The organism is Chryseobacterium sp. SIMBA_038 (assembly GCF_046535115.1).
In the GTDB taxonomy this organism is placed as follows: Bacteria; Bacteroidota; Bacteroidia; order Flavobacteriales; family Weeksellaceae; genus Chryseobacterium.
On sequence record NZ_JAWRXH010000470.1, the window covers coordinates 1 to 231 of the forward strand.

General features: G+C 48.1%; 1 protein-coding gene. It reads left to right on the top strand.

All coding sequences use genetic code 11. The features are described 5' to 3' along the window. On the top strand, positions 1-231 hold a 231-nt coding region (locus SB689_RS24305), incomplete at both ends, for a hypothetical protein (protein ID WP_410694574.1).

Here is a 231-nt window from a genome sequence, read left to right on the forward strand (position 1 = left end):
GGGATCTAGCGCATCGCTTGCTGATCAATCGATTTCTCGGTCCGGACGTTCAGGATTTCGGGTCAACGTTCAGCATTAACTCGACCTTCATGGACGTGATTGAGCCGTCCTTTCTAGAAAAACAATGGTTTGTTACTGGCGTGTTTGTCGTGTTTCTGGCCGCCTTATATGGGCCATATCTGTATAGCTATACTCACACTGGCGACGCTTCCGCTTCTGACTTGTTTATAG